Origin of the sequence: Streptomyces sp. NPDC051180, assembly GCF_040689545.1 — a bacterium.
Taxonomy (GTDB): domain Bacteria; phylum Actinomycetota; class Actinomycetes; order Streptomycetales; family Streptomycetaceae; genus Streptomyces.
This window is the reverse complement of the sequence record NZ_JBFBBC010000023.1, coordinates 36,385-58,539: the sequence shown is the minus strand read 5'-3', so window position 1 is coordinate 58,539 and position 22,155 is coordinate 36,385. Positions and strand designations below refer to the sequence as shown.

Annotated in this window: 23 protein-coding genes; 11 read left to right on the top strand and 12 right to left on the bottom strand. The window is 72.0% G+C overall.

Annotation, left to right across the window (positions count from 1 at the left end; genetic code table 11):
* The first annotated feature begins 48 nt into the window (after positions 1-48).
* Positions 49-744 (top strand): ATP-binding protein, encoded by a 696-nt coding sequence (locus tag AB0424_RS29090; RefSeq protein WP_366309556.1) that lies wholly within the window; start codon positions 49-51, stop codon positions 742-744.
* Positions 745-919: 175 nt separating this feature from the next.
* On the opposite strand, the gene AB0424_RS29085 is transcribed toward AB0424_RS29090, so the two are convergent.
* Positions 920-1,642, bottom strand: a complete 723-nt coding sequence (locus AB0424_RS29085; protein WP_366309555.1) for a SigE family RNA polymerase sigma factor — start codon at positions 1,640-1,642, stop codon at positions 920-922.
* Positions 1,643-1,812: 170 nt separating this feature from the next.
* On the opposite strand from AB0424_RS29085, the gene afsQ1 reads away from it, so the two are divergent.
* The 5 genes from afsQ1 to AB0424_RS29060 all read left to right on the top strand — a co-directional run bounded on the left by afsQ1 (position 1,813) and on the right by AB0424_RS29060 (position 5,588).
* Positions 1,813-2,490, top strand: a complete 678-nt coding sequence (gene afsQ1, locus AB0424_RS29080) for a two-component system response regulator AfsQ1 (protein WP_267045480.1) — start codon at positions 1,813-1,815, stop codon at positions 2,488-2,490.
* Complete coding sequence (locus AB0424_RS29075) at positions 2,487-4,019, top strand: HAMP domain-containing sensor histidine kinase (protein WP_366309554.1); 1,533 nt, start codon at positions 2,487-2,489, stop codon at positions 4,017-4,019. Before afsQ1 ends, AB0424_RS29075 begins: the two co-directional genes overlap by 4 nt.
* Complete coding sequence (locus tag AB0424_RS29070; protein ID WP_366309553.1) at positions 4,016-4,654, top strand: hypothetical protein; 639 nt, start codon at positions 4,016-4,018, stop codon at positions 4,652-4,654. Before AB0424_RS29075 ends, AB0424_RS29070 begins: the two co-directional genes overlap by 4 nt.
* Before the next feature lie 106 nt (positions 4,655-4,760).
* Positions 4,761-5,297, top strand: a complete 537-nt coding sequence (locus AB0424_RS29065) for a VanZ family protein (RefSeq protein WP_366309552.1) — start codon at positions 4,761-4,763, stop codon at positions 5,295-5,297.
* 90 nt (positions 5,298-5,387) lie between these two features.
* Positions 5,388-5,588, top strand: coding sequence for a PspC domain-containing protein (locus AB0424_RS29060; RefSeq protein ID WP_366309551.1), 201 nt, complete (start codon positions 5,388-5,390; stop codon positions 5,586-5,588).
* 79 nt (positions 5,589-5,667) lie between these two features.
* On the opposite strand, the gene AB0424_RS29055 is transcribed toward AB0424_RS29060, so the two are convergent.
* Positions 5,668-6,033, bottom strand: a complete 366-nt coding sequence (locus tag AB0424_RS29055) for a hypothetical protein (RefSeq protein ID WP_366309550.1) — start codon at positions 6,031-6,033, stop codon at positions 5,668-5,670.
* 172 nt (positions 6,034-6,205) lie between these two features.
* Complete coding sequence (locus AB0424_RS29050) at positions 6,206-7,360, bottom strand: adenosine deaminase (protein ID WP_366309549.1); 1,155 nt, start codon at positions 7,358-7,360, stop codon at positions 6,206-6,208.
* A gap of 209 nt (positions 7,361-7,569) precedes the next feature.
* On the opposite strand from AB0424_RS29050, the gene AB0424_RS29045 reads away from it, so the two are divergent.
* A complete protein-coding gene (locus AB0424_RS29045; protein ID WP_366309548.1) occupies positions 7,570-8,346 on the top strand; it encodes an alpha/beta hydrolase in 777 nt (258 codons plus the stop codon).
* On the opposite strand, the gene AB0424_RS29040 is transcribed toward AB0424_RS29045, so the two are convergent.
* The gene (locus tag AB0424_RS29040; protein WP_366309547.1) at positions 8,332-9,246 is read right to left on the bottom strand and encodes a LysR family transcriptional regulator; all 915 of its coding nucleotides are present in this window, start codon (positions 9,244-9,246) and stop codon (positions 8,332-8,334) included. The genes AB0424_RS29045 and AB0424_RS29040 overlap by 15 nt on opposite strands.
* A gap of 119 nt (positions 9,247-9,365) precedes the next feature.
* Between AB0424_RS29040 and AB0424_RS29035 the strand changes: the two genes are divergently transcribed.
* From AB0424_RS29035 to AB0424_RS29025, 3 genes are all read left to right on the top strand, one after another.
* Entirely contained in the window at positions 9,366-10,625 is a 1,260-nt protein-coding gene (locus AB0424_RS29035; RefSeq protein WP_366309546.1) for an MFS transporter, read from the top strand.
* 91 nt (positions 10,626-10,716) lie between these two features.
* Positions 10,717-11,412: a L,D-transpeptidase family protein gene (locus tag AB0424_RS29030; protein WP_366309562.1), complete on the top strand. Its 696-nt coding sequence runs from the start codon at positions 10,717-10,719 to the stop codon at positions 11,410-11,412.
* Positions 11,413-11,495: 83 nt separating this feature from the next.
* Positions 11,496-12,467, top strand: a complete 972-nt coding sequence (locus AB0424_RS29025) for a sigma-70 family RNA polymerase sigma factor (protein ID WP_366309545.1) — start codon at positions 11,496-11,498, stop codon at positions 12,465-12,467.
* Between the two features lie 7 nt (positions 12,468-12,474).
* Here the strand turns inward: AB0424_RS29025 and AB0424_RS29020 are convergent, their stop codons facing one another.
* Positions 12,475-12,753 carry an STAS domain-containing protein gene (locus AB0424_RS29020; protein ID WP_366309544.1) on the bottom strand — a complete coding sequence of 93 codons (279 nt, stop codon included), beginning with the start codon at positions 12,751-12,753 and terminating at the stop codon, positions 12,475-12,477.
* 50 nt (positions 12,754-12,803) lie between these two features.
* On the opposite strand from AB0424_RS29020, the gene AB0424_RS29015 reads away from it, so the two are divergent.
* Entirely contained in the window at positions 12,804-13,460 is a 657-nt protein-coding gene (locus AB0424_RS29015) for an HAD family hydrolase (RefSeq protein ID WP_366309543.1), read from the top strand.
* A 33-nt stretch (positions 13,461-13,493) separates the two neighbouring features.
* Here AB0424_RS29015 and AB0424_RS29010 read toward each other — a convergent pair whose 3' ends face one another.
* The 7 genes from AB0424_RS29010 to AB0424_RS28980 all read right to left on the bottom strand — a co-directional run bounded on the left by AB0424_RS29010 (position 13,494) and on the right by AB0424_RS28980 (position 22,057).
* Positions 13,494-14,771 (bottom strand): thymidine phosphorylase, encoded by a 1,278-nt coding sequence (locus tag AB0424_RS29010; RefSeq protein ID WP_366309542.1) that lies wholly within the window; start codon positions 14,769-14,771, stop codon positions 13,494-13,496.
* Positions 14,772-14,852: 81 nt separating this feature from the next.
* On the bottom strand, positions 14,853-15,257 hold the full coding sequence (locus tag AB0424_RS29005) for a cytidine deaminase (RefSeq protein WP_366309541.1): 405 nt from the start codon (positions 15,255-15,257) through the stop codon (positions 14,853-14,855).
* A complete protein-coding gene (locus AB0424_RS29000; protein WP_366309540.1) occupies positions 15,254-16,516 on the bottom strand; it encodes an ABC transporter permease in 1,263 nt (420 codons plus the stop codon). The genes AB0424_RS29005 and AB0424_RS29000 overlap by 4 nt, the downstream gene beginning before the upstream one ends.
* Positions 16,513-17,631 carry an ABC transporter permease gene (locus tag AB0424_RS28995; protein WP_366309539.1) on the bottom strand — a complete coding sequence of 373 codons (1,119 nt, stop codon included), beginning with the start codon at positions 17,629-17,631 and terminating at the stop codon, positions 16,513-16,515. Before AB0424_RS28995 ends, AB0424_RS29000 begins: the two co-directional genes overlap by 4 nt.
* Positions 17,628-19,340, bottom strand: a complete 1,713-nt coding sequence (locus tag AB0424_RS28990) for an ABC transporter ATP-binding protein (protein WP_366309538.1) — start codon at positions 19,338-19,340, stop codon at positions 17,628-17,630. The genes AB0424_RS28995 and AB0424_RS28990 overlap by 4 nt, the downstream gene beginning before the upstream one ends.
* Before the next feature lie 117 nt (positions 19,341-19,457).
* Positions 19,458-20,522 carry a BMP family ABC transporter substrate-binding protein gene (locus AB0424_RS28985; RefSeq protein ID WP_366309537.1) on the bottom strand — a complete coding sequence of 355 codons (1,065 nt, stop codon included), beginning with the start codon at positions 20,520-20,522 and terminating at the stop codon, positions 19,458-19,460.
* Between the two features lie 314 nt (positions 20,523-20,836).
* Positions 20,837-22,057 carry an amidohydrolase gene (locus tag AB0424_RS28980; RefSeq protein WP_366309536.1) on the bottom strand — a complete coding sequence of 407 codons (1,221 nt, stop codon included), beginning with the start codon at positions 22,055-22,057 and terminating at the stop codon, positions 20,837-20,839.
* Between the last annotated feature and the right edge of the window lie 98 nt (positions 22,058-22,155).

The window sequence follows — 22,155 nt, the reverse complement described above, 5'->3', positions numbered from 1 at the left end:
ATCCTTCCGAGGGGTGACCGAGCGGCAACCGACAGTAGTCGAGGTGTGATGCTCGATACCAACGGCCTCCTGCGGGGGTCCCCTGCACGGGGGAATGCTTCACACTGGTGTCCCGTGAGTTCCCAACCGATCCCGACCCGCGTCGTCCTGCTCGCGGGCCCCTCCGGCTCCGGCAAGTCGTCCCTCGCCGCCGTCACCGGCCTCCCGGTCCTGCGCCTCGACGACTTCTACAAGGAGTGCGACGATCCGTCACTCCCGCTCGTCGACGGCAGCACGGACATCGACTGGGACTCCCCCAGGTCCTGGGACGCCGACGCGGCCGTCGCCGCCATCGTCGAGCTGTGCCGCACGGGACGCACCGACGTCCCCCTCTACGACATCTCCACCAGCTCGCGCGTCGGCCGGGAGCGGTTCGACATCGAGCGGACCCCGCTGTTCGTGGCCGAGGGCATCTTCGCGGCCGAGATCGTGGGCCGCTGCCGCGAGCTCGACGTCCTGGCCGACGCGCTCTGCCTGCGCGGCCGCCCCTCGACGACCTTCCGGCGCCGTCTCGCCCGCGACCTGCGCGAGGGCCGGAAGTCGGTGCCCTTCCTGCTGCGCCGCGGCTGGCGTCTGATGCGGGCCGAGCGCGCCATCGTGGCCCGTCAGGCCCAGCTGGGGGCCCACCCCTGCGCGAAGCCCGAGGCCCTCGGCCGCCTCGCCGCCGCGGCGGCCGGCCGCCACCGCACCCCGGCGGCGAACTGACGCCGTCGCCGTCCGGCGCACAGCACGAAGCGGACTGTACGAGACCCCCCGGCCCGTACAGCCCGCTTCGTCATCCCCGTACCCCCGTACGGTTCCCCCGTGTTTCCCCCGTGGGGACCCCGCGAGCCCCGTTTCCCCCGTGGCCCGCGCGGTCCTTCCCCGTTCCCCCCGACCTTCAGGCCACCAGCTCGCCGAAGGACTCCTCCTCGTCACGGCCGAAGCTCAGCACCTCGTCCTCGCGCAGTCGCCGCAGCGAGCGCCAGATGCTCGACTTCACCGTGCCGACACTGATGTCCAGGATCTCCGCGATCTCCGGATCGGTCCGGCCCTCGTAGTAGCGCAGCACCAGCATCGTGCGCTGGAGCTCGGGCAGCCGGGCGAGGGCCTGCCACAGGACCGCGCGCAGCTCCGTGCCCCGCATCGCGTCCGTCTCGCCCACCGTCTCGGGGAGCTCCTCGGTCGGGTACTCGTTGAGCTTGCGCCGGCGCCAGGCGCTGATGTGCAGGTTGGTCATGGTGCGGCGGAGGTATCCGCCGACCGCGGCCTTGTCGCTGATCCGGTCCCAGGCGCGGTACGTGGAGAACAGCGCGCTCTGGAGCAGGTCCTCGGCCTCGAAACGGTCACCGGTGAGGTGGTAGGCGGTGGCGTACAGGGAGGCACGACGCTCCTGGACGTAGGCCGTGAACTCGGCCTCCGAGCAGGTGACGCGTTCCCCCGTGCCCTCCCCGTACGCCGCTCCCCCGTCAGCAACGGCCACCATGTACGGCGCCTTGCGCTGACGCCCGACGCTGCGAACGCACCCCCGCCCGTTCACCGCGCCGGACTTCTCCGTGCTCCGCACGACGTCGTGGAGACGCGTGACAACTGCGCTTGAGGTGGTGCTGTGCAGTGCGTTCATCTCGCGCCCCCCGTCGGTTGGAGTGTGTTTCGGTCCGTGTGCCAAGAAGCTTGCCCCTGGGACTTCATGGCGTTGTCCGCCGACTGTCACAGCCGTGTCACAGGGGGCGGAACAGAAGCGCGCCTCCCAGCGGTCGAACTCGGACGGCCGAATGCGACAGAATGCTGCCCGTGCCTTTTCTGTTGCTGATCGAGGACGACGACGCCATCCGCACGGCCCTCGAACTCTCCCTGTCCCGGCAGGGCCACCGGGTGGCCACCGCCGCCACGGGCGAGGACGGGCTCCTGCTGCTGCGCGAGCAGCGGCCGGACCTGGTCGTGCTCGACGTCATGCTGCCCGGCATCGACGGCTTCGAGGTCTGCCGGCGGATCCGTCGCACCGACCAGTTGCCGATCATCCTGCTCACCGCGCGCAGTGACGACATCGACGTGGTCGTGGGACTGGAGTCCGGTGCCGACGACTACGTCGTGAAGCCGGTGCAGGGGCGGGTCCTCGACGCCCGCATCCGGGCCGTACTGCGGCGCGGCGAGCGGGAGTCGACGGATTCCGCGACGTACGGGTCCCTGGTCATCGACCGGTCCGCGATGACGGTCACCAAGAACGGCGAGGACCTCCAGCTGACCCCGACCGAGCTGCGGCTGCTGCTGGAGCTGAGCCGGCGGCCCGGACAGGCGCTCTCCCGGCAGCAGTTGCTGCGGCTGGTGTGGGAGCACGACTACCTGGGCGACTCGCGGCTCGTCGACGCCTGCGTGCAGCGGCTGCGCGCCAAGGTGGAGGACGTGCCGTCCTCGCCCACGCTCATCCGCACCGTGCGGGGCGTCGGCTACCGGCTGGACGTCCCTGCGTGAGTACGGGGATCCTCGCGCGGTCACGCCTCTCCAGCCTGCGGCTGCGGCTCGTCGTCGTCTTCGCCCTGGTCGCGCTCACCGCGGCCGTCGCCGCCTCCGGCATCGCGTACTGGCTCAACCGCGAGGCGGTGCTGACCCGTACCCAGGACGGGGCGCTCAACGACTTCCGGCAGGAGATGCAGAACCGGGCCGCCACGCTGCCGCTCCGGCCCACCCAGGACGACCTGCGGCGGACCGCCGAGCAGATGGCGGGCGGCAGCGCCGCGAACTACCAGGTGCTGCTCCTCGGCGAGCGGGACGCGGGCAAGCCGATCGTCGGCGCCTCCGACCCCGACGACTTCACCCTCGCCGACGTGCCGCTGTCGCTGCGCGAGGCCGTGGACACCGAGCGGCAGGTGACGGAGGCCGATCCCTACCGCCACCACCTCTTCTGGCAGCGCACCGAGCGGGGCGGAACGCCGTACCTGGTCGGCGGGACGCGGATCGACGGCGGCGGACCGGCCGGCTACATGTTCAAGTCGCTGGCCGCGGAGAAGGCCGACCTGAACTCGCTCGCCTGGTCCCTGGGGATCGCGACCGCGCTCGCCGTCGTCGGCTCCGTGCTGCTCGCGCAGGTCGCGGCGACGACCGTGCTGCGCCCGGTGCACCGGCTCGGCGAGGCGGCCCGGCAGCTCGGCGAGGGCAAGCTCGACACCCGGCTGCGGGTCTCCGGCGCGGACGAACTCGCCGATCTGTCCCGTACGTTCAACAGCGCGGCCGAGTCCCTGCAGAAGAAGGTCGCGGACATGAGCGCGCGGGAGGAGTCCAGCCGCCGGTTCGTCGCCGACATGTCGCACGAGCTGCGCACCCCGCTGACCGCGCTGACGGCCGTCACCGAGGTCCTGGAGGACGAGCAGGACACCCTGGACCCGATGATCGCCCCGGCGGTGGCGCTGGTGGTGAGCGAGACGCGGCGGCTGAACGACCTGGTGGAGAACCTGATGGAGGTGACCCGCTTCGACGCGGGCACCGCGCGCCTCGTCCTCGACGAGGTGGACATCGCCGACCAGATCACCGCCTGCATCGACGCACGGGCCTGGCTGGACGCCGTCGACCTCGACGCCGAGCGCGGGATCGTGGCGCCGCTCGACCCGCGCCGCCTGGACGTGATCCTGGCGAACCTGATCGGGAACGCGCTCAAGCACGGCGGTTCGCCGGTGCGGGTCTCGGTGCGCACGGAGGCCGAGGAGCTGGTCATCTCGGTCCGCGACCACGGGCCCGGCATCCCCGAGGAGGTGCTGCCGCACGTCTTCGACCGCTTCTACAAGGCGAGCGCGTCCCGGCCGCGGTCCGAGGGCAGCGGTCTCGGCCTGTCGATCGCCATGGAGAACGCCCTGATCCACGGCGGGTCGATCACGGCGTCCAACTCGGTCGGCGAGGACGGATCGGTGGACGGCGCGGTGTTCGTGCTGCGGCTGCCGCTCGACGCGTCGGGGATCACGCGCGAGGTGCAGACCCGCAGCAGCCAGGGCGAGGTGGAGGAAGAGTGAGGCGCCGCACCTTCGGGCGCACGGCGGGAGCCGGCGCCCTGAGCGCGGCCGCGCTGGCCGTGCTGGTCACCGGCTGCGGGATCAGGACGACGTCCGTCCCCGTCGACGCGGGCGCGGCCCCGTCGCGGGTCCCCTGCAGCGTCACCGACGAGTCCCCGTCGCCGACGGCCGCGCAGGGCGTGCCGGTCCGGGTGTTCCTGGTCTGCGGCTCGCAGCTGGAGCCGGTGGACCGGCGGGCGCCGCTGCCGGAGGAGAAGGCGGGCGGCGACCCGGTGCGTACGGCCACGGGGCTGCTCGCGCAGCTGTCCGCCGAGCCGTCGGACAGCGAGCGGCAGGCCGGTTTCACGAGCGCCGTGCGGGGTCCGCTGACGGTGGGCGGCGGGTCCAAGGGCGATCCGGCGGGCACGCTGCGGCTGAGCCGGCAGCCGGAGGACCTGGCCCCGACCGCCCTGTCGCAGATCGTCTGCACCTTCGCGGAGAGCTCGGCGGGCGCGGGCGGCCACACGGTCCTGCTCGGCGGCCCCGGCGCCTACCCGCCCAAGCGCTACCGGTGCACGACGGAGCTGCGCGAGCGCCCGGAGTCCACCCCGCCGACGGCGCCGGCGGCCGCTCCGACGGCGACGTCGACGGGCTGACCCGGTGAGGCGTCCGGCGGGCGGCGGAACCGATTCCGCCGTGACGGGCGTCTTGGGGGGCGTGCAGCGTCAAGGTTCGGGCGGTGGTGCCGCCGTGGTCGTCCGCGTGGTGGGGTTCTCTCTCCTCCTCGCGCATCTGCTGCTCGTCGCCTGGGTCGGTCTGCGGCCACGTGACGTGGCCTGGGTGACCGCGCCGAACACGATCCCGCTGCACGGCCTGCGGGCCGACCTGGCCCTCGGCGCCGGCGCGGCGGCCCGGCGGATCGGCGAGGGCCTGCTGCTCCTGGCGCCGCTCGGGGTGCTGCTGCCGATGGCCGACGGCAGGCTCGACGTCTCCCGCTGGGCCTCCCTGGCCCGGACGACCGCCGCCGGCGCGCTGCTGTCGCTGGCCGTGGAGCTGCTGCAGACCGCCGTGCCGGGGCAGGTCGTCGACGTGGACTCGGTGCTGCTGAACACGGCGGGCGTGGCCCTCGCCCATCTCCTGTTCGTCCCGGCCGGCCGCGGCTGGCTGCGCCGCAGGTCGGAGCCGCGACGGGGGAGCTCATCCGCGGGGAGCGGGTCCGGTCAGGGCTCCGCCCTCCCCCGGAACGAGACGGCTCAGGGTTCGACCCCGACGATTTCCAGGGTTCCGATCGCCCGGTAGACCGACGCCCGACGCACCCGTCCGGCGGCACCATCGAGTCATCGGGAGCCCGACGGAGCGGCTCCCGGACCGACTCCGAAGGAGCCCACCATGGCCGCAGTCATCCGCCCCCGTGACGGACGCGTGATCGGCGGAGTGTGCGCGGCGCTGGCACGGCGCTTCGGCACCTCCGCGTGGACGATGCGCCTGATCTTCCTGGTCTCGTGCCTGCTGCCCGGCCCCCAGTTCCTGCTGTACCTGGCGCTCTGGATCTTCCTGCCGTCCGAGAAGCGGGCGTCCGCGGCCTGGTAGCCGCACGCACCGCGCACGCCGAAGGGGCGCGTATCCGGGAGAGTCCGGGTGCGCGCCCCTTCGGCGTGTGCGGCGGGTGTCAGCCGATCGGGAGGCCGCCGAGCGGCAGGCCGCCCAGGAGGCCGCCGAGCGGGGTGGCGCCGAGGCCGCCGGCGGCGGCGTCGAGCGGCAGGCTCTGGGTGGCCTGGCCGGCGGCGGCCGGCAGGGTCTTCACGCCCTGGTCGACGCCCTGGCCGAGGGCACCCTGCCCGCCGGCGAGCGACTCGGCGGCGCCGTCGGGGAGCTCGGTGAGGCCGTCACCCAGCGGGACGGCCTTGGTCACCGTGCCCAGCGCGTCGGCGTCGAGCGGCAGGGACGGCGCGGCGGAGGCCGTGCCGGCGGCGGTGACGGCGAAAGCGGCACCGAGAGCGGCGACACCGAGCTTCTTGGCGGCAGACTGCTTCATCTGAAAATCTTCCTTGTGGAATCCGGGGGCTTCCGGGAAAGCCGGGAGGGGAAATCCTGGGAATGCAGAGCGGCTCTGCAACCTAACCAGTGATCGACCCCTCCGCAAACACCGGAAAGCGGCCGGGTGTCGCACCGACCCGGCCGCCTCCTCACCCCGGACGGGGCGCCGATCAGCCCGTCGTACGGGAAGAGTCGCTGGTCGTGGCGGTCTGCTGGAACAGCCATTCGGACCGCAGCTCGGCATATCCGGGCTTGATGACCTCATTGATCATCGCCAGGCGTTCATCGAAAGGAATGAACGCTGATTTCATCGCATTGACCGTGAACCACTGCATGTCGTCGAGCGTGTAATCGAATGCCTCGATCAGCAGCTCGAATTCCCGGCTCATGGTCGTACCGCTCATGAGCCGGTTGTCGGTGTTGACCGTGGCCCGGAAATGGAGGGTGCGGAGCAGGCCGATCGGGTGCTCGGCGAACGAGGCGGCCGCGCCGGTCTGGAGGTTGGACGAGGGGCACATCTCCAGGGGGATGCGCTTGTCGCGGACGTAGGCGGCGAGGCGGCCGAGCCGGACCGTGCCGTCGTCGGCGACCTCGATGTCGTCGATGATCCGGACGCCGTGGCCGAGCCGGTCGGCACCGCACCACTGGAGCGCCTGCCAGATCGACGGCAGGCCGAACGCCTCGCCCGCGTGGATCGTGAAGTGGTTGTTCTCCCGCTTGAGGTACTCGAAGGCGTCGAGGTGGCGGGTGGGCGGGTAGCCGGCCTCGGCGCCCGCGATGTCGAAGCCGACCACGCCGGAGTCGCGGTAGCGGTTGGCGAGTTCGGCGATCTCCAGGGCCCGGGCCGCGTGCCGCATGGCGGTCAGCAGGGCGCCGATCCGGATGCGGTACCCGTCGGCCCTGGCCTGCCGCTCGCCCTCCCGGAAGCCCTCGTTGACGGCCTCGACGACCTCTTCGAGGGTGAGTCCGCCCTCCAGGTGCTGCTCGGGGGCGTAGCGCACCTCCGCGTAGACCACGCCGTCCTCGGCGAGGTCGATCGCGCACTCGGTGGCGACGCGGACCAGGGCCTCGCGGGTCTGCATGACGGCGCAGGTGTGCGCGAAGGTCTCCAGGTACCGTTCCAGCGAACCGGAGTCGGCCGCCTCGCGGAACCAGATGCCGAGCTTGTCGGGCTCCGTCTCGGGGAGCTGGTCGTAACCCTGCTCCCGGGCGAGTTCGATGATCGTGCCGGGGCGCAGTCCGCCGTCGAGGTGGTCGTGGAGCAGCACCTTCGGGGCACGGCGGATCTGGTCCGCGGTGGGGACGTTGGGAGTCTGGCTCGTCATTTTCGCACTGTAGCCCCTACGCGCGTAGAGCGCGCCCCGTCGCGCCGCGCGGGCGCCGATTTTCCCCGCCGCGGACGGGCGTGCGGACGACGGTCCGGCGAACCGGTCCGAACAGGCGGAGGGCCCACGGGTGTTCGCTCTCCGGACGATACGTAACAGAGATCGCGCGTACCACTGGTGTACACCTCCGCTTCTGAGACTGTTCTGTCATGGCGCACTACGCACTCGTGGGGCCGTCCGAGGCCCGGAGACCCCGGCTCGGACGTCCCGTTGGCGGTTCCCGCACGTCGGCGGCGGTGGGCGGCGTGGTGCTGCTCCTGCCGGACGGCGAGCCCGTGTCGGGGCGGCGGGCCTCGGCCCGGGCGCACGCGGCGATGCTGCCGTTCGGCCGCGACCTCGTCCGCGCGGGCCGGTCCGAAGGGCTCGTCGCGCACGTGGTGCGCTACCGGGGCCGCGGCTGGAACGGCACCGACGCGCAGCTCGCGGCGGACGCGTCCTGGGCGGTCGCCGAGGCCGTGCGGCGGTACGGCGACGTCCCGGTCTGCCTCGTCGGGCACGGTCTCGGCGGCCGGGCGGCGCTGCGGGCGGCCGGGCACGAGGCGGTCGGCGCGGTCCTGGCCATGGCCCCCTGGCTGCCGGAGGACGACGTGGCGGCCGAGCCGGAGCCGGTGCGGCAGCTGGTCGGGCGCCGGGTGCTGCTGGTGCACGGCACGAACGACGCGCGGACGGACCCGGAGCTGTCGTTCCGCTTCGCCGAGCGGGCGAAGAAGGCCAACCGCGACACCTGCCGCTTCGAGGTGCACACGGACGGCCACGCGCTGCGCCAGTACGCGGACGAGGTCCGGGCGCTCGCCGCCGACTTCGCCCTCGGCGCGCTCTTCGCCCGGCCCGTCGCCCGCCCGGTGGCGGACGCGATGGCGGCGCCGCCGCCGCTGGGCCTGCGGATGCCGCTGGCGGCGGGCTTCGGCGGCTCACGCCGGAGGTGACGGCTCCTTCGGGAGCAGGTGACCGCGCCGGCCGAGCAGGAACTTCTTGAAGGCGGCCACCGGCGCGGTGTCCGGATGGCCGTCGAGCCAGGCGACGCCGATCTCCCGGACCGCGCGGGGGGCGGTGACGTTGAGTTCGACGACGCCGGGCCGGGGGACGGCGGGCGGCGGCAGCAGGGCGACGCCGAGGCCGGCGGCGACCAGTCCGCGCAGGGTCTCGGCCTCCTCGCCCTCGAAGGCGATCCGGGGCCTGAAGCCGGCCTCCGCGCACAGGTCGTCGGTGATGCGGCGGAGGCCGTACCCCGGTTCCAGGGTCACGAAGGTCTCGTCCGCGGCCTCGGCGAGGCGGACGCGCCGGCGGCCGGCCAGCCGGTGGTCGTCCGGGACGACGAGCCGCAGCCGCTGTTCGTCGAGGCGGCGGGCCACCAGGTCGGGGGCGTCCGGCACCGGGGAGGTCAGGCAGAGGTCGAGGTCGCCGGCCCGGAGCCGTTCGATCATCGCCTCGCCGTAGTTCTGGACGAGGGTGAAGCGGATCCCCGGGTGGTCGACGCGGAAGGCGCGCAGGAGGCCGGGGACGGTCTCGGAGCCCATGGTGTGGAGGAAGCCGAACGCGACCCGCCCGGCGGAGGGGTCCGCGTCGGCCCGCACGGTGTCGGCGGCCCGCTCCACCTCGGCGAGCGCCCGCTCGGCGGCGGTGAGGAAGCGGCGGCCGGCCGGGGTGAGGGAGACGGTGCGGCCGCGGCGGGCGAAGAGGGCGACGCCGAGGTCCTGTTCGAGCCGGACCATGGCCCGCGACAGGGTCGACTGCGGCACGCCCATCTCGGCGGCGGCGCGGGTCACGTGCTCGTGCCGGGCGACGGCGGCGAAGTACGCGAGCCGCGGCGCGAGCAGGTGTCCCATGTCATCTTCGTTACTGTTCGGTGACAGGCGAGGCTGTGACCTTTACTCATGCACCATGGGAACGATTACAGCAGTTCCGTGCATTGGACGCATGAAGCGGGGCGTCCTACGTTCGTGACATGCTTCCTGCCAGTACCAAGGCGGCCGCCACCAGCGCGTCCGCCGACACCCGCCTCTCCCCCGGCGCCCCCGGCTACCGCCGGCTGAGCCTCGCCCTCTTCGCCGCGGGACTGGCCGCCTTCGCCCTCCTCTACTCCACGCAGGCCCTCCTCCCGGCCATCTCGGCCGAGTTCGGCGCCACCGCCTCCGCAGCCTCCTGGACGGTCTCCGCCGCGACCGGCGCCCTGGCCCTCTGCGTGCTCCCGCTCAGCGCCCTCTCGGAGCGCTTCGGCCGGCGGACGACGATGACCGCCTCCCTGACGGCCGCGGTCGTCCTCGCCCTCCTGGTCCCGCTCGCCCCGAACCTGGAGTCCCTGGTCGTGCTCCGCGCCCTCCAGGGCGCCGCGCTCGCCGGGCTCCCGGCCTCCGCGATGGCCTACCTCGCCGAGGAGGTCCGGCCCAAGGCGCTGGTCGCCGCGATCGGCCTCTTCGTCGCCGGCAACTCCATCGGCGGCATGAGCGGCCGGCTGGTGACGGGCTGGGTCGCCCAGATGTGGGGCTGGCGCGCGGGTCTGGCCGCCGTCGGACTGACCTCGCTGCTCTGCGCGATCGCCTTCCGCACGCTGCTCCCGAAGGCGCGGCACTTCACACCGGGCACGCTGAACCCGAAGGCGCTGGCGAGCACCGTCCGCGGGCACCTGTCCGACCCGCTGCTGGTGCGTCTCTACGTGATCGGCGCCCTGTTCATGACGGTCTTCGGCGCCGTGTACACGGTGATCGGCTACCGCCTCGTCGAGGCGCCGTTCTCGCTCCCGCAGGGTGTGATCGGCTCGATCTTCCTGATCTACCTGGTCGGCACGGTGGCCTCCGCGGCCGCCGGACGGCTGGTCGGACGGCTCGGCCGGCGCGGCGCGCTCTACCTGGCGGTCTCCACCACCGCCGCGGGCCTGCTGCTCTCGCTCTCCGACTCCCTCGCCGCCGTCCTGGCGGGCCTGGTCCTGATCACCGCCGGCTTCTTCGCGGGCCACGCGGTGGCCTCCTCCTCGGTGAGCCGCACGGCGACGACCGGCCGCGCGCAGGCGTCCGCGCTCTACCAGTCCGCGTACTACCTGGGCAGCAGCGCGGGCGGCACGCTCGGCGCGATCGCCTTCCACGCGGGCGGCTGGGCGGGCACGGTCCTCATCGGTCTGATCGCCGTCCTCGGCGTCGTCTCGGTGACGCTGTACGGCAGCCTCAGCGCCCGGACGCAGGCCCGCCGGCTGCGGCTCGCCGCCTCCTGACCCCTCCCCCCGCGGTCCTGCAACTGGAAGACTCCCCCGCGCGTCCTACGGGACAGGACTCAAGGGGGAGTTGACGATCATGAACCGGATCATGGATCGGATAGGCAAGAGAGCGGGCATCGCGGTCGGCCTCACGTCACTCGTGGTGCCGATGACGATCGCGCTCGGCGCGGCACCGGCGCAGGCGGCGTCCTGCAACGTGACGACGGGGCCGTACCAGAAGCAGGTGGAGAAGTTCCTCGGGCGCGCGGTCGACGGCCGCCAGTCGCTCGGAGACTGTCAGGCCATCCAGTCCTTCCAGCGCAAGCACGGCATCACCCCGACCATGGGGTACGCGGGGACGATCACCTGGCGCACGATGAACACGATGCTCCAGCAGAAGGCCGCCGGCACCAACCCCAACCGCTCGGGCGCCTGCCCGACCAACCGGGGCCGCATCGCCTGCGTCGACCTGACGCGACAGCTGAGCTGGATCCAGGACGGCGCCCGCCTCAAGTACGGCCCGGTTCCGGTGCGTACGGGCAAGGACGGCACCGAGACCCGGCCCGGCTCCAAGAAGATCTACTGGCGCAACATCAACCACTGGTCGACGCTGTACCACGTCTCCATGCCGTACTCGCAGTTCTTCGACGGCGGCCAGGCGTTCCACTCGACGACCAAGTCGATGTGGAACCCGCCGGGTTCCGGCGGCTGTGTGAACATGCGGTCGGCCGACGCCAAGGCGTACTGGAACCTGCTCAGGAACGGCGACGACGTCTACATCTACGGGCGCAAGCCGGGAACCTGACCCCGACTGTCAGTCCACTGCGATAGCTTCCCCTCACCGGCGCCGAACGGGCGCCGGCGAGGGGTGAGTGGGGTGTGGACCCGATGAGTGACGCCGCGACCGCGACGACCGAGGAACTCGACAAGTACCGCAGGGAGCTGACCGGTTACTGCTACCGGATGCTCGGATCCTCCTTCGAGGCGGAGGACGCGGTGCAGGACACCATGGTCCGCGCCTGGAAGGCCATCGACTCCTTCGAGGGCCGTTCCTCGCTGCGCTCCTGGCTCTACCGGATCGCGACCAACGTCTGCCTGGACGCGCTCAACGCAGGCAACCGGCGGGCGCGGCCGATGGACCTCACCTCCGCGACGCCGGTGGCGCAGGCGCAGCTCGTCAAGCAGCCGGAGATCACCTGGCTGGAGCCCGTACCCGACGGGCGGGTACTCCCCTCGATCGCCGACCCCGCGGAGACGGCCGTGCACCGCGAGACCGTCCGGCTCGCGTTCGTCGCCGCGCTCCAGCACCTGCCGCCCAAGCAGCGTGCCGTCCTCATCCTCCGCGAGGTGCTCGCGTGGAAGGCCAGTGAGGTCGCCGAGCTCCTCGACACCTCCGTCGCCTCGGTCAACAGCGCCCTCCAGCGGGCCCGCGCGACCCTCGCCGAGCAGGCGCCGGCCGCCTCCGACGCGGCGAACCCGCTCGACGAGGAGCAGAAGGCGCTCCTGGAGCGGTACGTCGCCGCCTTCGAGGGCTACGACATGGAGGCGCTCACCGCGCTCCTCCACGAGGACGCGACCATGTCCATGCCGCCGTACGACCTGTGGCTCCGGGGCCACGACGACATCGTCGGCTGGATGCTGGGCGTCGGCGAGGTCTGCGCCGGCTCGAAGCTCGTGCCGACCGTGGCCAACGGCTCCCCGGCCTTCGCCCAGTACCACCCGGATCCGGCCGGCGGTTACGGCCCCTGGGCGCTCATCGTCCTGGAGCTCCGCGACGGCAAGGTCGCCGGCATGGACTTCTTCCTGGACACCGAGCGCTGGTTCCCGCTCTTCGACCTCCCGGCGCGGCTGGACGCCTAGGCGGCCGTCACAGGGGGCCCAGGGGCTCGTCCAGGCCGGTGAGGAGGAGCAGGGCCCGCAGCTCGGGCCCCGCTCCGTGGAAGCGGATCCGGTGGCCGCGCCGGCCGGCCGCGAGCCTCAGCCGGGCGAGGGCGTCCACGGCGGCGAGATCGGGGTGCGTGAGCGCGCCGATCTCGCAGACCACCTCCCCGGGCGGGGCGGCGGCGAGCTCGGCGCAGAGCCGGGCGACGTCCTCCCGGCCTGGCCGGGCGGGCAGGGTCACGAAGAGGGGCTGGCTGGTGTCCACGTTCCGTACGACCGTCCGGGCCGCCGGAACTCATCGCTAGGCTCCCGATCATGACTCTTGAGCCTGTCGAACTGGTGATCTTCGACTGTGACGGCGTCCTGGTGGACAGCGAGCGGATCTACTGCCGTGTGGACCGGGAGGTGTTCGCCTCGCTCGGGGCCGAGTTCACCGAGGCGGAGGTGGTCGAGCACTTCGTCGGCTCCTCGCACGAGATGCTCACCGCGATCGTCGAGGAACGGCGCGGCCACCCCCTCGAACCCGGCTGGCAGGACCCCTTCAGGCAGCGGTACGAGGACGCCCTGGACGCGGAGCTGACCGCCGTCGAGGGCGTCGTCGACGTCCTCGACACCCTGTCCGTGCCGTACTGCCTCGCCTCCAACGGCAGCCACGCCACCATCCGGAAGAACCTGGGCCGGGCCGGACTGCTCGACCGCTTCGAGGGCCGTGTGTTCAGCGCCCGCGACGTCGCCCGCGGCAAGCCCGCCCCGGACCTCTTCCTGCACGCGGCCGCGTCCATGGGCGTCCCGCCGGAGCGCTGCGCGGTCGTCGAGGACAGCCCGTACGGCGTCCAGGCCGCTCGCGCCGCCGGCATGCGCGCCTTCGGCTACTGCGGCGGCCTGACCCGCGCGGACCGCCTGGCCGGCCCTCGCACGGTCGTCTTCGACGACATGCGCGCGCTGCCGGGGCTGCTGCGGGAGCCGGTGTAGCGGGCCGTACCGGCTCCCGTCGCGCGGCGGGTGTCAGGCGATGCGGTCCAGGACGATCGGGTTCGGCGTGAAGGTGGTGCCGGGGGCCGCGATGTCCCAGGCGCCCTCCAGGGAGCCGAGGGCGTAGTCGAACTTCTCCGGGGTGTCCGTGTGGAGGGTCAGCAGCGGCTGGCCGGCCGTGACGGTGTCCCCGGGCTTGGCGTGCAGCTCGACGCCGGCGCCCGCCTGCACCGGGTCCTCCTTGCGGGCGCGGCCGGCGCCGAGGCGCCAGGCGGCGATGCCGATGTCGTAGGCGTCGAGGCGGGTGAGGACGCCGGTGGAGGGGGCGGTGACGACGTGCTGCTCGCGGGCGACCGGGAGGGTGGCGTCCGGGTCGCCGCCCTGGGCCGCGATCATCCGGCGCCAGACGTCCATCGCGGAGCCGTCCGCGAGGGCCTTCGCCGGGTCGGCGTCCTTGATGCCGGCCGCGTCGAGCATCTCGGCCGCGAGGGCGATCGTCAGCTCGACGACGTCCTTCGGGCCGCCGCCCGCGAGGACCTCGACCGACTCGCGGACCTCCAGCGCGTTGCCGGCGGTCAGGCCCAGCGGGGTGGACATGTCGGTGAGCAGCGCGACGGTCTTCACGCCGCTGTCGGTGCCGAGACCGACCATCGTCCGCGCCAGCTCACGCGCGTCCTCGATGTTCTTCATGAAGGCACCGGTGCCGACCTTGACGTCCAGGACCAGGGAGCCGGTGCCCTCGGCGATCTTCTTGGACATGATCGACGAGGCGATCAGCGGGATCGCCTCGACGGTGCCGGTGACGTCGCGGAGCGCGTAGAGCTTCTTGTCCGCGGGGGCCAGGCCGTCGCCGGCCGCGCAGATGACCGCGCCGGTGGTGTCGAGGACGTGCAGCATCTCCTCGTTGGAGAGCAGGGCGCGCCAGCCGGGGATGGACTCCAGCTTGTCGAGCGTGCCGCCGGTGTGGCCGAGGCCGCGGCCGGAGAGCTGCGGCACGGCCGCGCCGCAGGCGGCGACGAGCGGGGCGAGCGGCAGGGTGATCTTGTCGCCGACGCCGCCGGTGGAGTGCTTGTCGGCGGTCGGGCGGGAAAGCGCGTCGAAGTTCATGCGCTCGCCGCTGGCGATCATCGCGGCGGTCCAGCGGGCGATCTCCGTGCGGTTCATGCCGTTGAGCAGGATGGCCATGGCCAGGGCCGACATCTGCTCGTCGGCGACGACTCCGCGGGTGTAGGCGTCGATGACCCAGTCGATCTGCTCCGGGCTCAGCTCGCCCTTGTCCCGCTTCGTGCGGATGACGGAGATGACGTCCATGGTGGTGCCTCTTTCTACGCGCATAGAGGGGGAAAGGAGGAGCGGCCCTTCCCATCGTGCCGGAAGGGCCGCTCCGAAGTGCTACTTGGCGAGGTGGTCCGGTCCGAATGCCTGCGGGAGCATCTCCGCCAGCGTCAGGAACCCGGCGGGCGTCTCCAGGACGAGCTCGGGCCCCCCGAACTCGTACAGCAGCTGCCGGCAGCGGCCGCACGGCACCAGGGACTCGCCCCGGCCGTCCACGCAGACGAAGTGCGTCAGCCGGCCGCCACCGGTGGCCTGCAGCTGGGAGACGAGCCCGCACTCGGCGCACAGGCCGAGCCCGAACGAGGCGTTCTCCACGTTGCAGCCGGAGACCGTCCGCCCGTCGTCGACGAGCGCCGCCGCGCCGACCGGGTAGCCCGAGTACGGGGCGTAGGCGCGGTCCATGGCCTCGCGGGCCGTGACCCTCAGGGCCTCCCAGTCGGCCTCGGGAAGGGCGGTCGTCACTTGCCCTGGCCCTTCCGGTAGGGCAGACCGTCGGCCTTGGGCATCCGCAGGCGCTGTGCCGAGAGGGCGAGCACCAGCAGGGTGGTGACGTACGGGGCCGCGTCGACGAACTGGCTCGGGACCTCGTCGGTCAGCACGTACCAGAGGAAGAAGCCGACGGCGAAGATCGCGCCGATCGCCGCCACGACCCACTTCTTGCGGTACATCTGCCACAGCGCGGCGATCACCAGGAGCAGCGCCACGAGCAGCAGCAGGGCGTGGACGTTCTCGGCGCCGCCGCGCAGCTTGAGGCTGTCGGTGAAGCCGAAGAGGCCGGCGCCGAGCGCCATGCCGCCGGGCATCCAGTTGCCGAAGATCATCGCGGCGAGACCGATGTAGCCGCGGCCGCCGGTCTGGCCCTCCTGGTAGATGCCGGTGGCGACGATCGCGAGGAACGCGCCGCCGAGGCCGGCCAGGGCGCCGGAGGTGGTGACGGCGATGTACTTGTACTTGTACACGTTCACGCCGAGGGACTCGGCCGCGACCGGGTTCTCGCCGCAGGAGCGCAGCCGCAGGCCGAAGGCCGTGCGCCAGAGCACCCACCAGGTGGCCGGGATCAGCAGGATGGCGACGACGGTCAGCAGCGACAGGTTGGTGACCAGGCCGCCGAGGATGCCGGCGATGTCCGAGATCAGGAACCAGTGCTTGCCCTGGAGGTCGCCGAGCCAGTCCGAGAGCCCTGGGATGGTGATGTCGGTGATCGGGTCGATGCGCGGGGACTGCTTGGAGGAGCCGCCCTCGGCCTCGGCGAACGTGAAGTTCGACAGGTACTGGGTGAAGCCCACCGCGAGGATGTTGATCGCCACACCGGAGACGATGTGGTTCACGTTGAACGTGACGGTGATGATCGCGTGCAGCAGACCGCCGAGCGCGCCGCCCAGCAGGCCGAAGAGGACGCCCACCCAGGGGCCCCACTGGTAGCCGGCCCAGGCGCCGAACCAGGTGCCGAGCACCATCATGCCTTCGAGGCCGATGTTGACGACGCCCGCGCGCTCCGCCCACAGGCCGCCGAGGCCGGCGAGGCCGATCGGGACGGCGAGCTGCAGCGCGCCGGAGACCTGGCCGACGGAGGTGAGGTCGTTCGCGCCGGAGATGACCCGGACCAGCGAGAAGAGGACGAGGCCGGCCGCCACGATCAGCAGGATCCACGGCCAGGTGAGCTTGCGGCGTCCGCCGCCCTTGGGCGCGGCGCTCGGCTTGGAGACGGTGGTGGTGCTCATGCCGCGACCTCCTTGTCGGTCTTGATGGCACCGCCGGCGGCGAGTTCCTCGCCGACCTTCTGCTGCTGGCGGCGGATGCCGTAACGGCGGACGAGCTCGTACGAGACCACGACGGCGATCACGATGATGCCCTGCATGATCTGGGTGATCTCCTTCGGGTAACCCTCGGTGTCGAGCGTCGAGGACGCCTTGTCGAGGAACGCGAAGAGGAGCGCGGCGAAGAGGATGCCGACCGGGTGGTTGCGGCCGAGCAGCGCGATGGTGATGGCGGTGAAGCCGACACCGGTCGGGAAGTCGAGGCTGTAGGTGTGGGACTCGCCCAGCAGCGTCGGCATGCCGGAGAGACCGGCCAGCGCGCCCGAGAGCAGCATCGAGGTGAGGATCATCTTCTTGGCGTCGACGCCGCTGGCCTGCGCGGCGGACTCGCTGGCGCCGGTGGCGCGCAGGTCGAAGCCGAAGCGGGTGCGGTTGAGGACGAACCAGTAGACGACGCCGAGGGCGAGGGCGACGAACGTGAAGCCGTAGATGACCCCGTTGCCCTCGCCCATGTCGATGCCGGGGAACCAGCCCGACTCGGGGATCTTGCCGGTGGTGAGGTTGTTCGAGCCCTGCGGCTGGACGCCGAAGTTCTTCGGCAGGATCAGCCAGGCCACCAGGGAGGTCGCGATCGCGTTCAGCATGATCGTCGAGACGACCTCGGAGACGCCGCGGCTGGTCTTCAGGATGCCGGCGATGCCGGCCCAGAAGGCGCCGGTCAGCATCGCGACGATCACGATGACCAGGATGTGCAGCGGGCCGGGCAGCTCGATGGAGGCGCCGACGAGGGCCGAGACCATCGCGGCGAGCCGGTACTGGCCGTCGACGCCGATGTTGAAGAGGTTCATCCGGAAGCCGATGGCCACGGCCAGGGCTGCCAGATAGTAGATGCCGGTCTGGTTGACGATCAGGACCTGGATGTCCGAGTAACCGGCGTTGTCGATCATCAGCCGGATCGGCTCGATCGGGTCGAGGCCCGTCGCGAGCAGCACCAGGACGGTGAGCACGAACGAGGTGACCAGCGCGAGCACCGGGCCGGCGGCGCCGATGATCAGCTTGTCCTTGTCGAATTTCATCATCGGGCGTCACCGTCTTCGGACTGCGCTTCGGTGCCCTCCAGGCGGCCGGTGGCCGCGCCGGTCATGGCGGAGCCCAGCTCCTCGGGCGTGATGGTGGCGGGGTCGGCGTCCGCGACGAGCCGGCCGCGGTACATGACCCGGAGGGTGTCGGACAGACCGATCAGCTCGTCGAGGTCGGCGGAGATCAGCAGCACCGCGAGGCCCTCGCGGCGGGCGTCGCGGATCGCGTCCCAGATCTGCGCCTGGGCGCCGACGTCCACACCGCGGGTGGGGTGGGCGGCGATCAGGAACTTGGGCGCGTGGCTCATCTCGCGGCCGACGATCAGCTTCTGCTGGTTGCCGCCGGAGAGGGAGGACGCGGTGACGTCGATGCCCGGGGTGCGGACGTCGTACTCGCGCACGATCCGCTCGGTGTCCTTGCGGGCCGCCTTCGGGTCGAGGACGCCCCGCTTGGAGTTGGGCGCCTCGGTGACGTGGCCGAGGATGCGGTTCTCCCAGAGGGGGGCCTCCAGGAGCAGGCCGTGCCGGTGGCGGTCCTCGGGGATGTAGCCGATGCCGCCCTCGCGGCGCTTGCGCACCGAGACCTTGGAGATGTCCTGGCCGTCGAGGGTGATGACACCCTCGTCGGGGCTGTTCATGCCCATGAGGGCCTCGATGAGCTCGGTCTGGCCGTTGCCCTCGACGCCGGCGATGCCCAGGATCTCGCCCTTGTGGATGGTCAGGGAGACGGCGTCGAGGAGCTTGCGGCCCTCGCCGACCTCCTGGAGCCCGACCGCGCCGGACGGGTCCGGCGGGGCCGCGCTGGTGAGCGGGGCCGCGGACGCGGCGCCGGCCTCGGTGAGCGTCAGCCCGTCGACCTTGAGCATCGGCACGTCGGTGACGGTCGACTCGCGGGTCTCCGGCGACGGCAGCTCGGTGCCGACCATCAGCTCGGCGAGCTGCTTGGTGGTGGCGGTCCTCGGGTCGGCGGTGCCGACCGTGGTGCCCCGGCGGATGACGGTGATGTCGTCGGCGACCTTCAGGACCTCGCCCAGCTTGTGCGAGATGAAGATGACGGTCAGGCCCTCGGACTTGAGCTCCCGCAGGTTGTCGAAGAGCGCGTCGACCTCCTGCGGGACGAGCACGGCGGTCGGCTCGTCGAGGATGAGGATCCTGGCACCGCGGTAGAGGACCTTGAGGATCTCCACACGCTGGCGGTCGGCCACGCCGAGGTCCTCGACGAGGACGTCGGGGCGGACCCCGAGGCCGTACGCGTCGGAGATCTCCTGGATCTTCTTCCGCGCCTTGGCGCCGATGCCGTGGAGCTTCTCGCCGCCCAGGACGACGTTCTCCAGGACGGTGAGGTTGTCGGCGAGCATGAAGTGCTGGTGCACCATGCCGATGCCGCGCGCGATGGCGTCACCGGGGCTGGCGAACGTCACCTGCTCGCCGTCGACGGCGATGGTGCCCTCGTCCGGCTTCTGCATGCCGTAGAGGATCTTCATGAGGGTCGACTTGCCGGCACCGTTCTCGCCGATGAGGGCGTGCACGGTGCCCTTGCGGACCGTGATGGCGATGTCCTTGTTGGCGACGACGCCGGGGAACCGCTTGGTGATGCCGTGAAGTTCTACGGCAGGGGGGCTGGACGCGTTGATGACGCACTCTCCTTGGCCGGAAGGAGTGGGAGCGGGAGGGCAGGGCGGGGCGAAGTTATCGTGCCAGGGAGACATCTACACGCGTAGCGCTGCCGAAAAATGAAAACCCGTACGGGAATGGGGCCGGGGCCCGGCCCCAGTGGGGTGCCACTGGGGCCGGGCCCGCGGACTCAGGTCGTGACCTGCTGGTCCTTACGGAGCGGTCTTGACCGTGATCTGACCGTCGACGATGGCCTTCTTGGCCTTCTCCACGGCGGCGGTGACGTCGGTCATCTTCTGGTACGCCGGGTTGGAGTCGGCCAGGCCGACACCGTCCGTGGCGAGGCCGTAGCGGATCTCACCGGACTGCGGCTTGCCGTCCTTGACCGACTTGATGACGTTGTAGACCGAGTCGGAGACGTCCTTGGTGACCGAGGTCAGGATGTGCTCCTTGTAGGAGGCGAGACCGGCCTGGTTGTACTGGTCGGAGTCGACGCCGATGGCCCACTTGCCCGCGGTCGCGGCGGCCTCGATCGAGCCGGAACCGGCCAGACCGGCGGCGGCGTAGATCACGTCGGCACCCTTGTCGATCTGGCCCTGAGCAGCGGCCTTGCCGAGGTCGGGCTTCGAGAAGCCGTCGAAGTTCGGCGGCTGGGTCAGGTACTGGACGAGCACCTTCGCCTTGGGGTTGGTGTCCTTGACGCCCTGCGCGAAGCCCGCCTCGAACTTCTTGATCAGCGGGACCTCGACGCCGCCGATGAAGCCGACCGTGCCGGTCTTGGACGCCTTGGCGGCGGCGACGCCGGCCAGGTAGGAGCCCTGCTCCTCGTTGAAGACGAGGTTGGCGATGTTCGGGGCGGTCACCGAGGTGTCGTCGATGAGGCCGAACGTGGTCTTCGGGTACGCCTTGGCGACCTTCTCGATGGCCGGGGCGTAGGCGAAGCCGACGCCGATGACCGGGTTGTTCCCGGCGCGGGCCAGCGCGGTGAGGCGCGCGACCTTGTCGGCGTCGCCCTCTCCGGACGAGGGCTCGGCCTCGGCGCCCTTGACGCCGAGCTCGTCCTCGGCCTTCTTGAGGCCCGCGTAGGCGGCGTCGTTGAACGACTGGTCGCCGCGGCCGCCGATGTCGTACGCGATGGCGGCCTTGGTCGCCTTCGAGTCCGAGCTGGAGCTGGAGCTGGAGCCCGAGTCCGTCGACGACTTGCCGCACGCGGTGACCGAGAGGGCGAGCGCCGCGGAGGCGATGCCCACGGTGGTGATCCTGGTGATCCGGCGCAAGAGGAGGGTCCCTTCAACACTGACCGAAAGCGCCTCTTCCGGCGCTGGTTTCGCCGCGATCGTAACGCGCGTAGATGTCAGTTAAAGACCCGTTCATGAGTCGTTATCGGATCGTCGCGAACCGGCCAGTCGAGACCACCGGGAGCGTTCGGCCCGGTACCGCCGGTTATACCGCCCGGCCCGGGCGGGCGGTAGGCCATCGGGCGGCGCCACGCCGGGTGATGGGCCGGACGGGGCAACCACCGCGCCCGGTGCGCGCGGCCCGCCCGGCCGGTCCCCGGGCGCGGCACGCACGGCCGGAATCCGGCCCGGACTCAGCCCCGCGGCGTGGCGTCGAGCAGGGCCGCGGCGGTGAAGAGCTCCACACCGGCGTCGATGCAGCGCTCGTCCACGTCGAAGTCGCCGGCGTGCAGGTCGCGGACGCGGCTGTCGCCGGGGGTGCGGACGCCGAGGCGGGCCATGGCGCCCGGAACGTGCTCCAGGTACCAGGAGAAGTCCTCGCCGCCCAGGCTCTGCTCGGTGTCCTCGATCGCATACGGTCCGCGGCGGGCGGCCATCGCGTCGTGGAGCAGTTCGGTGACGGCCGGGTCGTTGACGACCGGCGGGACGCCCCGGACGTAGGTGACGGTCGACTTGGCCCGGTGCAGGGCGGCGACCTCGTCGATCGCGGCGTGCACCAGGTCGGGCGCCTCGCGCCAGGCGGGCAGGTCCAGGCAGCGGACGGTGCCGGAGAGCTCGGCGTGCTGCGGGATGACGTTGGGCGCGTGGCCGGCCTCGATGCGGCCCCAGGTGACCGAGAGCCCGGAGCGGGCGTCGACGCGGCGGGCCAGCACGGCGGGGACGTCGGTGGCGACCCGGGCGGCGGCGGTGACGAGGTCGGTGGTGAGGTGCGGGCGGGCGGTGTGGCCGCCGGGACCGTCGAGGGTGACCTCCAGGCGGTCGCAGGCCGAGGTGATGGCCCCGACCCGGAGCCCGATCCTGCCGGCGTCCACCCGGGGGTCGCAGTGGACGGCGATGATCCGGCCGACGCCCTCCAGGACCCCGGCCTCGATCGCGTCGGCGGCGCCGCCGGGCAGGACCTCCTCGGCGGGCTGGAAGATCAGCCGCACGGCGTTCGGGAGCAGGCCCTGCCGGTCGAGCTCGGCCAGGACGAGGCCGGCGCCGAGGACGGTGGTGGTGTGGACGTCGTGTCCGCAGGCGTGGGCGCGGTTGGCCACGGTGGAGCGGTAGGCGACGGTCTTGACGTCGGGGATGGGCAGCGCGTCGAGGTCGGCGCGGATCGCCAGCATGGGACGGTCCCGGTCCCGGGTGCCGATGTCACAGATGAGCCCCGTACCGGCCGGGAGGACCTTCGGCGCGAGGCCGGCCGCCTCCAGGCGGGCCTTGAGCGCGGCGGTCGTACGGAACTCCTGGTTCCCGAGCTCGGGGTGCATGTGCAAGTCCCTGCGGAAGTCGATCAGTTCGGCGCGCAGGGTTGCGGACAGCGTTCCGGGCAGGGTGGCGGAGCCTGGCTCACGGGACTTCAACTGGTTCACCCTTTGAAGGGTAGGCCCGTGGAGAGGTCAACTGCCCGTTGATCACGAAAAGTTCAGCCCGTTAGGGGAAAGAATCTCGGTTTGCCGGGCATGAAGCC

Coding starts and splice junctions, on each gene's coding strand:
- AB0424_RS29090 (WP_366309556.1), top strand. CDS start 49: ATGCTCGATACCAACGGCCTCCTGCGGGGGTCCCCTGCACGGGGGAAT.
- AB0424_RS29085 (WP_366309555.1), bottom strand. CDS start 1,642: ATGAACGCACTGCACAGCACCACCTCAAGCGCAGTTGTCACGCGTCTC.
- AB0424_RS29060 (WP_366309551.1), top strand. CDS start 5,388: ATGGCCGCAGTCATCCGCCCCCGTGACGGACGCGTGATCGGCGGAGTG.
- AB0424_RS29055 (WP_366309550.1), bottom strand. CDS start 6,033: ATGAAGCAGTCTGCCGCCAAGAAGCTCGGTGTCGCCGCTCTCGGTGCC.
- AB0424_RS29050 (WP_366309549.1), bottom strand. CDS start 7,360: ATGACGAGCCAGACTCCCAACGTCCCCACCGCGGACCAGATCCGCCGT.
- AB0424_RS29045 (WP_366309548.1), top strand. CDS start 7,570: ATGGCGCACTACGCACTCGTGGGGCCGTCCGAGGCCCGGAGACCCCGG.
- AB0424_RS29040 (WP_366309547.1), bottom strand. CDS start 9,246: ATGGGACACCTGCTCGCGCCGCGGCTCGCGTACTTCGCCGCCGTCGCC.
- AB0424_RS29035 (WP_366309546.1), top strand. CDS start 9,366: ATGCTTCCTGCCAGTACCAAGGCGGCCGCCACCAGCGCGTCCGCCGAC.
- AB0424_RS29030 (WP_366309562.1), top strand. CDS start 10,717: ATGGATCGGATAGGCAAGAGAGCGGGCATCGCGGTCGGCCTCACGTCA.
- AB0424_RS29025 (WP_366309545.1), top strand. CDS start 11,496: ATGAGTGACGCCGCGACCGCGACGACCGAGGAACTCGACAAGTACCGC.
- AB0424_RS29015 (WP_366309543.1), top strand. CDS start 12,804: ATGACTCTTGAGCCTGTCGAACTGGTGATCTTCGACTGTGACGGCGTC.
- AB0424_RS29010 (WP_366309542.1), bottom strand. CDS start 14,771: ATGGACGTCATCTCCGTCATCCGCACGAAGCGGGACAAGGGCGAGCTG.
- AB0424_RS29000 (WP_366309540.1), bottom strand. CDS start 16,516: ATGAGCACCACCACCGTCTCCAAGCCGAGCGCCGCGCCCAAGGGCGGC.
- AB0424_RS28995 (WP_366309539.1), bottom strand. CDS start 17,631: ATGATGAAATTCGACAAGGACAAGCTGATCATCGGCGCCGCCGGCCCG.
- AB0424_RS28990 (WP_366309538.1), bottom strand. CDS start 19,340: ATGTCTCCCTGGCACGATAACTTCGCCCCGCCCTGCCCTCCCGCTCCC.